This window comes from Colwellia sp. E150_009, assembly GCF_053543955.1.
In genome coordinates this window covers 49,770-60,813 of the sequence record NZ_JBHFOM010000024.1, presented here as the reverse complement: position 1 = coordinate 60,813, position 11,044 = coordinate 49,770, and the positions used below count along the sequence as shown (strand labels likewise).

The 11,044-nt window shown below is 35.2% G+C and carries 10 protein-coding genes; 6 read left to right on the top strand and 4 right to left on the bottom strand.

Annotated elements, in window-relative coordinates; genetic code table 11:
- Positions 1–1,693, bottom strand: a 1,693-nt coding sequence (locus ACE1OF_RS11920; RefSeq protein ID WP_448894704.1) for a PrkA family serine protein kinase, incomplete at its 3' end; no start/stop codon positions are given.
- Between the two features lie 279 nt (positions 1,694–1,972).
- Complete coding sequence (sodB, locus tag ACE1OF_RS11915) at positions 1,973–2,554, bottom strand: superoxide dismutase [Fe] (RefSeq protein WP_448894702.1); 582 nt, start codon at positions 2,552–2,554, stop codon at positions 1,973–1,975.
- A 312-nt stretch (positions 2,555–2,866) separates the two neighbouring features.
- On the opposite strand from sodB, the gene ACE1OF_RS11910 reads away from it, so the two are divergent.
- Entirely contained in the window at positions 2,867–3,211 is a 345-nt protein-coding gene (locus tag ACE1OF_RS11910) for a Grx4 family monothiol glutaredoxin (protein ID WP_448894700.1), read from the top strand.
- A 119-nt stretch (positions 3,212–3,330) separates the two neighbouring features.
- Complete coding sequence (locus tag ACE1OF_RS11905; RefSeq protein WP_448894698.1) at positions 3,331–3,936, top strand: peroxiredoxin C; 606 nt, start codon at positions 3,331–3,333, stop codon at positions 3,934–3,936.
- A gap of 129 nt (positions 3,937–4,065) precedes the next feature.
- On the opposite strand, the gene rnt is transcribed toward ACE1OF_RS11905, so the two are convergent.
- Positions 4,066–4,752 (bottom strand): ribonuclease T, encoded by a 687-nt coding sequence (rnt, locus tag ACE1OF_RS11900; RefSeq protein ID WP_448894696.1) that lies wholly within the window; start codon positions 4,750–4,752, stop codon positions 4,066–4,068.
- A 267-nt stretch (positions 4,753–5,019) separates the two neighbouring features.
- Here rnt and ACE1OF_RS11895 point away from each other — a divergent pair, with 267 nt between their 5' ends.
- The 3 genes from ACE1OF_RS11895 to glnS all read left to right on the top strand — a co-directional run bounded on the left by ACE1OF_RS11895 (position 5,020) and on the right by glnS (position 9,659).
- Entirely contained in the window at positions 5,020–5,871 is an 852-nt protein-coding gene (locus tag ACE1OF_RS11895; RefSeq protein ID WP_448894694.1) for a flagellar protein MotY, read from the top strand.
- 121 nt (positions 5,872–5,992) lie between these two features.
- Positions 5,993–7,861: a M1 family metallopeptidase gene (locus ACE1OF_RS11890; RefSeq protein WP_448894692.1), complete on the top strand. Its 1,869-nt coding sequence runs from the start codon at positions 5,993–5,995 to the stop codon at positions 7,859–7,861.
- Between the two features lie 127 nt (positions 7,862–7,988).
- Positions 7,989–9,659: a glutamine--tRNA ligase gene (gene glnS / locus ACE1OF_RS11885; protein WP_448894690.1), complete on the top strand. Its 1,671-nt coding sequence runs from the start codon at positions 7,989–7,991 to the stop codon at positions 9,657–9,659.
- A gap of 99 nt (positions 9,660–9,758) precedes the next feature.
- On the opposite strand, the gene yhbY is transcribed toward glnS, so the two are convergent.
- A complete protein-coding gene (gene yhbY / locus ACE1OF_RS11880) occupies positions 9,759–10,055 on the bottom strand; it encodes a ribosome assembly RNA-binding protein YhbY (protein WP_448894688.1) in 297 nt (98 codons plus the stop codon).
- Positions 10,056–10,157: 102 nt separating this feature from the next.
- On the opposite strand from yhbY, the gene rlmE reads away from it, so the two are divergent.
- Positions 10,158–10,811, top strand: a complete 654-nt coding sequence (gene rlmE / locus ACE1OF_RS11875) for a 23S rRNA (uridine(2552)-2'-O)-methyltransferase RlmE (RefSeq protein WP_448894686.1) — start codon at positions 10,158–10,160, stop codon at positions 10,809–10,811.
- Positions 10,812–11,044 lie beyond the last annotated feature (233 nt).

The window sequence follows — 11,044 nt, the reverse complement described above, 5'->3', positions numbered from 1 at the left end:
CTTTCGCTCTAAGTACAAAGTTAACAATTTCATTACGGAAATCTTTAGGATTACTGATACCTGCAGGTTTTTCTATTTTTTCTAGTTCGTCATTAAGTGCTTGTCTATCAAAAAGTTGGCATGTTTCTGCGTCACGATATTCTTGATCTTGAATCCAAAAATCAGCATAAGTGACGTAGCGATCAAAAATATTTTGACCGTATTCAGAGTAAGACTCTAAATAGGCTGTTTGAATTTCTTTACCAATAAATTCAATATATTGCGGTGTTAAATAACCTTTAATAAACTCTAAATAACGTTCGGTTGTTTCTTTTGGTAATTGCTCTCGTTCAACTTGTTGTTCTAAGACATAAAATAAATGTACAGGATTTGCCGCCACTTCATTATTATCAAAATTAAATACACGAGATAATATTTTAAAAGCAAACCGTGTGGACAGTCCCGACATACCCTCGTCAATACCTGCATAATCCCTATACTCTTGATACGATTTAGCTTTAGGATCTGTATCTTTTAAGGTTTCACCGTCATATACACGCATTTTTGAGTAAATACTTGAATTTTCAGGTTCTTTTAATCTTGACAATACTGAGAATTGCGCAAGTGTCTCTAACGTATCGGGTGCACATTGTGCTGATTTTAGTTCACTATTTTCAAGCAACTTTTTGTAGATGTTTACCTCTTCAGAAACACGCATACAATAAGGTACTTTGACTATATAAACTCTGTCTAAAAACGCTTCGTTGTTTTTGTTGTTTCTAAATGTTTGCCATTCAGACTCATTTGAATGAGCCAGTAAAATACCATTAAAAGGTAGGGCAGATAATCCTTCTGTTGGATTATAGTTTCCCTCTTGTGTGGCGGTAAGTAATGGATGAAGCACTTTGATTGGTGCTTTAAACATCTCAACAAATTCCATTAATCCTTGGTTTGCTCTACATAGTGCACCAGAGTAGCTATAGGCATCTGCATCATTTTGGGCAAAATGCTCAAGCTGTCTTATATCAACTTTGCCAACCAAAGCAGAAATATCTTGATTGTTATCGTCACCAGGCTCTGTTTTTGCAATAGCAATTTGATCAAGAATAGAAGGATAGACTTTTACAACGGAAAACTTAGCAATATCACCTTTAAACTCATGTAAGCGTTTTGCTGCCCAAGGTGAAATAATATTATTAAGGTAACGTGCTGGTATATTGAATTCTTCTTGTAATATTTTGCCGTCTGAATGCACATCAAATAAACAAAATGGATGGTCATTCACTGGGCTCCGAATACCATTAGCACATAAAACATAAATAGGCTCTTGCTGCATTAACGCTTTGAGTTTTTCAGCAATTGATGATTTGCCACCACCGACGGGGCCTAATAAATATAGAATTTGTTTTTGTTCTTCTAATCCTTGAGAGGCATGTTTAAGGTATGAAACAATTTGTTCAATAGCTTCCTCCATACCATAAAAGTCTTTAAACGCTGGGTATCGGTTAATAACTCTGTTAGAAAATATACGGCTCAATCGAGGATCAGTTGCCGTATCAACCTCTTCAGGTGTACCAATAGCACTAAGTAATCTCTCTGAAGCACTTGCATAGGCCAGCTTGTTTTTTTTACACAAGGTTAAAAACTCTTGCAAGCTAAATTCTTCTTGTTGAGCTTGTTCGTAACGTGCTTGATAATGTTGAAAAATACTCATAATCATCTCCAAAGCTTGAGTTTAAAACTGACTAAAAATAAATTTTTGAGCTTTATAATATAAGACTAGTTGCTTTGGCTGATTTTGCGAATTTTAAAGTGTAAATATTATTTTTTTATATTTAAAAAATAAGTGAGATCAAGTAATTACTTTTAACTTTTGCTACTTAATTTTGAGGTCTGATGAATTTTTGTTGAACGGTAGATTAATAGCAAAGTATTGACCCCGGCGAAGGGGTCAATAATAAAATGAGTGGTTAAACACTTATGGCAGGAAGGCTTATGCGAAATTTGCTTGTGCAAAATCCCAATTAGCTAATGCCCAAAAAGCATCCATGTAGCTAGGACGTAGATTACGGTAATCAATATAATAAGCATGCTCCCATAAATCTACAGTGATTAGTGGTGTTACACTTTCATCTGTTAATGGTGTTGCAGCATTAGAGGTATTAACAATAGCTAGGCTACCATCAGCATTTTTAACTAACCATGTCCAGCTTGAACCAAAATTGTTGATTGCACTGTCAGTAAATTTCGCTTTAAAATCAGCGAAAGAACCAAAGCTAGCAGTAATAGCATCAGCTAAAGCGCCTGTTGGTTCACCACCACCATTAGGGCTTAAGCTATTCCAATAAAACGTATGATTCCAAATTTGAGCTGCATTATTAAAAATACCTGCTGAAGAAGTTTTTACTATTTCTTCTAAAGACTTGTTAGCAAATTCAGTGCCTTCAATTAATCCATTTAATTTTACAACATAGGTATTGTGATGTTTTCCGTAGTGAAATGATAAAGTTTCTGCTGAAATATGTGGTTCTAGGGCAGTTTGTTCGTAAGGTAATGCAGGTAATTCAATAGCCATTGTGCTCTCCAGTTTCTCTAATTTTTTAAAAGTTACTATGTATTTGTGAATAAGAGTATATTTCCTAATAAAACTTGAGTAAAATACTCAGGTATTAAGTTTATACTATATTGAACCCTTAGTGTATAGGGTTTCTTTAGGTATTTTACAAGTATATAATTTTTTTTTAAGTATTTATTCTATTGAATTGAAAAATAAATTTTTGGCACAATGATATTGTAAATGTAAGTATCAACAAAAATTATACTCGGCCGATTCAACTTAGCGCCCAATTCAATTTAGTATAATGAATATTATTTTTTAGAGGATATTATGGAAACAATTGAACGTATTAAAGAACAAATTAGTGAAAACACCGTTTTACTATATATGAAAGGTTCCCCGAAATTACCTAGTTGTGGTTTTTCATCGCAAGCATCACAAGCTTTAATTTCGTGTGGTGAACAATTTGCTTATGTTGATATTTTGCAAAATCCTGATATCCGCGCTGAATTACCAAAATATGCAGACTGGCCTACATTTCCACAATTATGGGTTGAAGGTGAGTTTGTTGGTGGTTGTGACATTATTTTAGAAATGTTTCAACAAGGTGAATTACAAACATTAATTAAAGAAGCAACGGCTAAAGATGCTTCTAAAGACACAAACGCAGAATAAATTTTTATTCTGTATGAATTTAGTATTGATTTTTTCCAATTAAGCACAATAACTAGTTGTGAGTATTTGTTAACGCAATAATATTTTTTAATCATTAATAACATAAAAATGGAGCATATATGAGTGTTTTAGTAGGTCGTCCAGCCCCAGACTTTACAGCCGCAGCGGTTTTAGGTACGGGTGAAATTGTTGATAGCTTTTCATTAAGTGAAGCAATTAAAGGCAAAAAAGCGGTAGTGTTTTTCTACCCATTAGATTTTACTTTTGTATGTCCATCAGAGCTTTTAGCTTTTGATCATCGTATAGAAGAATTTAAAAGCCGTGGTGTTGAGGTGATTGGTGTTTCTATTGATTCACAATTCTCTCATAATGCATGGAGAAATACTGCAGTAAATGATGGTGGTATTGGTCCAGTTCAATATACATTAGTTGCTGATACTAAACATGAAATCTGTAAAGCTTATGATGTGGAGCATCCAGATGCAGGCGTTGCATTCCGTGGTTCATTCCTAATTGATGAAGAAGGCAATGTACGTCATCAAGTAGTGAATGATCTACCTTTAGGTCGTAATGTTGATGAAATGATACGTATGGTTGACGCACTACAATTCCACCAAGAGCATGGTGAAGTATGTCCTGCAGGTTGGAATAAAGGCGACAAAGGTATGACAGCTTCTCCAGATGGTGTTGCATCATACTTAACAGACAATGCTGATAAACTTTAAGCATTAATTTACAGTATTAATAAGTGAATCGTTAATAAATTTATCTTAATAATATTTTTTTTGAAAAGCTAGTGTCGATCGACACTAGCTTTTTTTATGGGTAATTTTCTATTCGCTATTCGCTATTCGCTATTCGCTAATCGGTAGAGGCCAACCGCCTAACTCCTGCCATTTATTTACTATATAACAAAATAACTCTGCAGTTTTTTCCGTATCATAAAGTGCCGAATGTGCTTCACTGTTATTAAAATCAATCTCTGCTGCTTCGCACGCTTTAGCTAATACTGTTTGCCCTAACGCAAGGCCTGCTAAAGTGGTTGTATCAAAACTAACAAACCCATGAAATGGGCTGCGTTTAATTTGACAACGAGTGGTTGCTGCATTTAAAAAACCTAAATCAAACGCAGCATTATGTGCAACAATAATGGCACGTTGGCAGCCAGCTAGTTTCATTTTTTTTCTAACTAATTTGAATAGGGCTTTTAATGCTACTTCTTCATCAACCGCACCTCGTAACGGGTTTGTGGGATCAATACCCGTAAATTCTAACGCCTTGGGTTCTAGATTTGCACCCTCAAATGGATGCACATTAAATTGTATCGTTTCATCAATAGATAATTTGTTTGAACTGTCATCTAAGGTTAAAACAGAGGCTGCAATTTCTAGTAATGCATCAGTTTGAGCATTAAACCCCGCTGTTTCTACGTCAATCACAACGGGAAAGTAACCGCGAAATCGTTGTGCTAAGAGTGGCTTAATAATTTTACTATTTTCGTTGTTAACTTTGTCTGCTTTTATTTTTTCTTTGTCTGACATATTATTACTTGATCTTGAGCGAGGAAATCTAGAGGTTGGATTATCTCAGAAAATTATATAAAACACGATAGCAACACTAATATCATTAGGTTTGATAGTCGAATAGGTATAAATAAGCGCAAAAAAAACAATAAAGTGCTAAAGTTATGTTAGTTCGAGACGATATAACGAATGTCACTAATTAATTATGTTATAAATATTATGAAAATATATTCTCACAATGCCAATAAGTTATTATTTACTTCGACATTTTTCGTAACAGCATTTATGACGCTAATTTTCAGTGTTATCACTACTCAAGCCCATGCAGGGATTCGACAATACAGTGCAGATCTCAATAGTTCATCATGGAAATTGGCTAATGACTCCCGTTTACAATGCACATTAGCTCATCAAATTCCTAATTATGGTCAAGCACGATTTTCAGCTAAGGCAAGCCGCAAACTTAATATGGAGTTTGAACTGGACATGATGCTTTTGCCTGATAGTTACTCACTGGCTCAAGTGCGAAGTGAGTCACCTAATTGGCGTCCAGGTCATGGCGGCAGGGTAATAGCTGACATGAAACTTCAAAAACAATTTAATCCAAGTTTACCCAAAAAAGTCGCTTGGACTATGTTGAGTGAGTTAGAGCAGGGTATGAGTCCTACTTTTTATTATAACGATTGGTACAGCGAACAAGATAAAATTTCTGTTGGTTTATCAACTGCCCGTTTTAAAGGGGCTTATCAAAACTTTGTTGCTTGTGTTAGTAATTTATTAAACTACAGTTTTGATGACATTGCTTACACTGTATTAAATTATCAATCTAATAGTGATAAATTTACTAAAGCGTCGCAACGACGAGTTGATATGATTAAAGAGTATTTAAGTTTAGATCCTGAGCTTGAATTAGTTCTTGTTGATGCTTATTCAGACAGCTATGGTGGTCGTTGGGCTAACTTTAAGTTATCAGAACGCCGAGCATTACAAGTTCGAGACTACTTTGTTAAAAATGGTATTGATGCTAGTCGCATAGAAGCAACAGGCTATGGAGAAAAGCGACATATTGCATCGAATGAAACAACACTTGGACGTGGTAAAAACCGTCGTGTTGTGATTCAAATGCAGAAGTTGTAAATAATTCTTTATATTATTGTTAATTTATTGAGTGTTTAATCAATATAAATGGTTGTATAGGCCTGTAGATTCAAAGTAATCTACAGGCCTATTTTTTGTGAATTTTGTTAGGATAATCCAAATGAAAATTTTTACGCGCTTTATACTGTTAGTAGTGTTAACACTATCCCAGTTTGCAATAGCTGAAACGTCGGCCAATAAGCCTATTTTAAATGATGCTTATACCTATTCTAATTATGATCAAGTCATTACAACGCATCTTTATTTAGATTTGGCCGTTGATTTTGAAAAGAAAGCTTTATCAGGTTTCGCTGAACTTACTTTAAAGTGGCTCAATGACAAATCTCAAACTATTATTCTTGATACACGTGATTTAGTTGTTCACAATGTACTGGCTCAAAATAATCAAGGTATTTGGAAAAAAGTGAGTTTTAACCTTGCTAAGCGTGATTCAGTATTAGGGGCTAAATTGGCTATTACGCCTCAGTTTAACGCAAAAAAATTACGGGTTTACTATAACTCAACTGAAAAAGCGTCAGGATTACAATGGTTATCACCAGAGCAAACAGCAGGTAAAGAAAAACCTTTTTTGTTTAGCCAAAACCAAGCCATTCATGCTCGTTCATGGATTCCTATTCAAGATACGCCAAGTGTTCGCGTAACTTACACTGCTCGTATTTCAACAGACAAAGACTTATTAGCTGTTATGAGTGCTAATAATGTACCTGATACTGAGCGAGATGGTGATTATTTCTTTTCTATGCCACAAGCTATTCCTGCTTACTTAATTGCAATAGGTGTGGGTGATTTACATTTTAAAGCCATGAGTCATCAAACTGGAATTTATGCTGAAACTAGTGTTTTAGACGCTGCTGTAGCTGAATTTGATGATACACAAGCAATGATTGATAAAGCTGAAAAAATGTATGGAAAATATCGTTGGGGTCGTTATGACTTATTAATTTTACCTCCTAGTTTTCCATTTGGTGGTATGGAAAACCCACGTTTATCATTTATTACTCCAACAGTTATCGCTGGTGATAAAAGCTTAGTTAATTTAATTGCTCATGAATTAGCTCACTCATGGTCTGGTAATTTAGTAACGAATGAAAGCTGGCGTGACTTATGGTTAAACGAAGGCTTCACTAGCTATGTTGAAAACCGTATTATGGAAGCTGTTTTTGGTAAAAATAGAGCTATTATGGAACAAGCACTTGATGCACAAGGCCTTAACCATGAAATTGCTGAATTAACATCAGGCGATACACAGCTCTACATTGATTTAAAAGGGCGCGATCCTGACGATGCATTTTCTGGAGTGCCTTACACAAAAGGTCAATTATTTTTAATTTACTTAGAGCAAAAGTTTGGTCGTGACCGTTTTGATGCGTTTGTTTTAGAATATTTTGATAGTCATGCGTTTCAAAGTTTAGGAACTGCTAACTTTGTTAAATACCTAAAAGCCAACCTAACCCATAAATACCCAAATATTGTTAGCGATGAAGAAGTGAATGAGTGGATTTACAAGCAAGGATTACCTGCTTATGCTCCAAAACCTACTTCTACAGCGTTTAGTACTATTGATCAACAAATTTCGCAATGGTTAACCAATAAAATAACACTAGCGCAATTACCCACAGTAGATTGGACATTGCATGAATGGTTACATTTTATTAATAATTTGCCTACTGACCTTAAAACTGAACGTATGACGGCACTTGACCAAACGTTTGATTTAACCCATAGCAAAAATGCTGAAATTGCTCATGCATGGTATTTATTATCTGTTCGAGCGGGCTATGATGTTGTATATCCTGCTATGTCAGAATACTTAGTTGCTATTGGTCGTCGTAAGTTAATTGTACCTTTGTATAAAGAGCTTGCTCAAACCGAGCAAGGCAAAGCATGGGCGGTAAATGTATATCAAAAAGCTCGCCCTGGTTATCATGGTTTAGCACAAGGCACTATTGATGGCATTTTGAATAAGTAACTACAAAATAAGTATAGTAAATACAATCAAATAATTTAAAGGCTCGGTTGAGCCTTTTTGCTATTCGTTCCTGATAACTCTTGATATAATGCCGCCAATTTAGTTACTTTCTTTAGAGGCTCAGTGGATGTCGGAAGTTGAAAACCGCCCAACCAATTTTATTCGTCAAATAATCGATGCGGATCTTGCCAGTGGCAAACATAGCTCAATTCAAACACGTTTTCCGCCAGAACCTAATGGTTTCTTGCATATTGGTCATGCTAAAGCTATTTGTTTAAGTTTTGGTATTGCACAAGATTATAATGGTTTATGTAATTTACGCTTTGATGACACCAACCCTGAAAAAGAAGACATTGACTATGTGCATGCCATTCAAAAAGATGTGAAATGGTTAGGCTTCCAATGGGCTGGTAATATTCATTATTCCTCAGATTATTTTGAGCAATTGCATGATTTTGCTGTTGAACTTATTGAAAAAGGTTTAGCTTTTGTCTGCTTTTTAAATGCTGATGACATGCGAGAATATCGCGGCACATTGAATAAGCCAGGTAAGAAGAGCCCTTATCGTGACACTTCAGTTGAAGAAAACTTAGCGTTATTTGCAAAAATGCGTAACGGCGAATTCAAAGAAGGGGAATGTTCATTACGCGCTAAAATAGACATGAGCTCTAGTTTTATGTGTATGCGCGATCCTATTATTTATCGTGTTCGTTTTGCACACCATCATCAAACAGGTGATAAATGGTGCATTTATCCCATGTATGATTTTACCCATTGTTTATCTGATGCAATAGAAGGTGTTACACACTCCTTATGTACATTAGAATTTCAAGATAACAGGCGTTTGTATGATTGGGTCATTGATAATGTTTCAGTGCCAGCTAAGCCACATCAATACGAATTTTCACGTTTAAATCTTGAATACACTTTGATGAGTAAGCGAAAACTTAATACTTTGGTTGAAGAAAAACTTGTGGATGGTTGGGACGACCCACGTATGCCAACCATTGCCGCTTTTAGACGCAGAGGATATACACCGGCTTCGTTAAGAGAATTCGCAAAACGTATTGGTGTTACTAAAATGGAAAACACCGTTGAAATGAGCGTGCTAGAAGCCTGCATTCGTGAAGATTTAAATGACAATGCGCCACGTGCTATGGTAGTGCTTGACCCTATTAAACTAGTGATAGAAAACTATCCTGAGAATGAAACAGAAGCATTGACGGTTAAAAATCATCCCAGTGATGAAAGCCAAGGTACGCGTATTGTACCCTTTAGCCGAGAGCTATTTATTGAAGCTGAAGATTTTAAAGAAGAAGCAAATAAAAAATATAAACGCTTAGTTTTAGATAAAGCTGTACGTTTACGTGGTGCTTATGTTGTTACAGCAACGCGTTGTGATAAAGATGAACAAGGTAATGTTACTACCGTTTATTGCACGTACCTAGAAGACACATTAGGCAAAAATCCAACCGATGGTACTAAACCTAAAGGTGTTATACATTGGGTTGATGCAAATAAATCGCTTGATGCAACGGTACGTTTATATGACCGATTATTTACTGTGCCTAATCCTGCGGCTGAAGATGATTTTCATAAAGTGATGAACCCAGAATCGCTTATCACAATAGAAACAGCTAAAGTTGAGCCATCATTAATTGAAGCTAAACCAGAACAAGCGTTTCAATTTGAACGTCAAGGTTACTTTTGTTTAGATAATGATATTCAAAATGCAGGTGAGTTAATTTTTAATCGTACGGTAGGTTTACGTGATACTTGGGCAAAAATTTCTCAGTAAAATATTTTTATAGCTATTCCTATTATGACTTATTAAAAAGCCCTAAGTGTTATGTTAATTAACTTAGGGCTTTTAAAAATAATTTGTAATATTGATCGTTTAAAGTTTAGGAATACGAATTTTTTTCTCTTTACTTTGACGGTAAATAATTAATGTTTTACCTATTACTTGAATTTTAGTTGCATTTGTTTCGCGGCAAATAGCCTCAACAATTAAGGCTTTAGTTTCTCTGTCATCAGTGGGTATTTTTACTTTGATTAATTCATGATGATTCAGGGCATAATCAATTTCAGCCACAACAGCTTCAGTTAAGCCATTATTTCCCAATAACACAATGGGTTTCAGTGGGTGAGCAACACCTTTTAAGTATTGAATTTGTTTTTTATTAATAGTCATTAAAATTTTCGATAGTGGTTAACTTGAATTACCGTTATTTTACCCTTATTTAACACTTAATATCCATTAATAGTCGAAAAAACTCTTAATATGGTAAAGAATATGGCAAAAAATCCAGCAAAGAAAAAGCACACTAACAGTTCTCAACGATGGCTTGATGAACATTTTGAAGACGAGTATGTAAAAAAAGCACAAAAACTAGGCTTGCGTTCTCGTGCTGTTTTCAAAATTGAAGAGATTAATAATAAAGACAAATTGATAAAATCAGGTATGAAAGTAGTTGATTTAGGGGCTGCACCTGGCGGTTGGTCTGAATATGCAGTAAAAGCCGTTGGAGATAACGGCCAAGTTATTGCCTGTGATATATTGGCTATGGATGCCATTGCAGGGGTTGATTTTTTACAAGGAGACTTTCGTGAAGAAGCTGTGCTTGATGCATTGTTAACGCGAATAGATGCTACTCATGCTTCAAGAAAAATTGATGTGGTAATGTCAGACATGGCGGCAAATATGACGGGCAATGAAAGTGCTGATTCTGCTAGAAGTATGTACTTAGTCGAATTAGCGTTAGATATGTGCCATCAAGTACTTAAACCCAATGGTTCTTTTGTTGTTAAAGTATTTCAAGGTGCCGGTTTTGAAGAATTCATGAAAGCTGTGCGTTCAGTCTTTAAGAGCGTAAAAACGCGAAAACCCGAATCTTCACGCGCCCGTTCGCGCGAAGTTTATTTAGTGGCTACAGGTTTTAAAGGTTAACTAATGTAGATTATCTCTATAGAGATAATTTTTAATTTAGTTACAATAGGTTGAATGTAGCCATATACTACTTTATGCATAGTTTATTGAAGCTAAAGTTGTTACTAGTTGTAAATACCGACTAAAGTAAATTAGCAGCAAAGCTTGAATTGTAGTAAATTAGGCACAACATGATAGTTTGGGTTGGCGTTTATTCCGACCAAAGTATATTAAATTTTCAAACCCAATGAGGT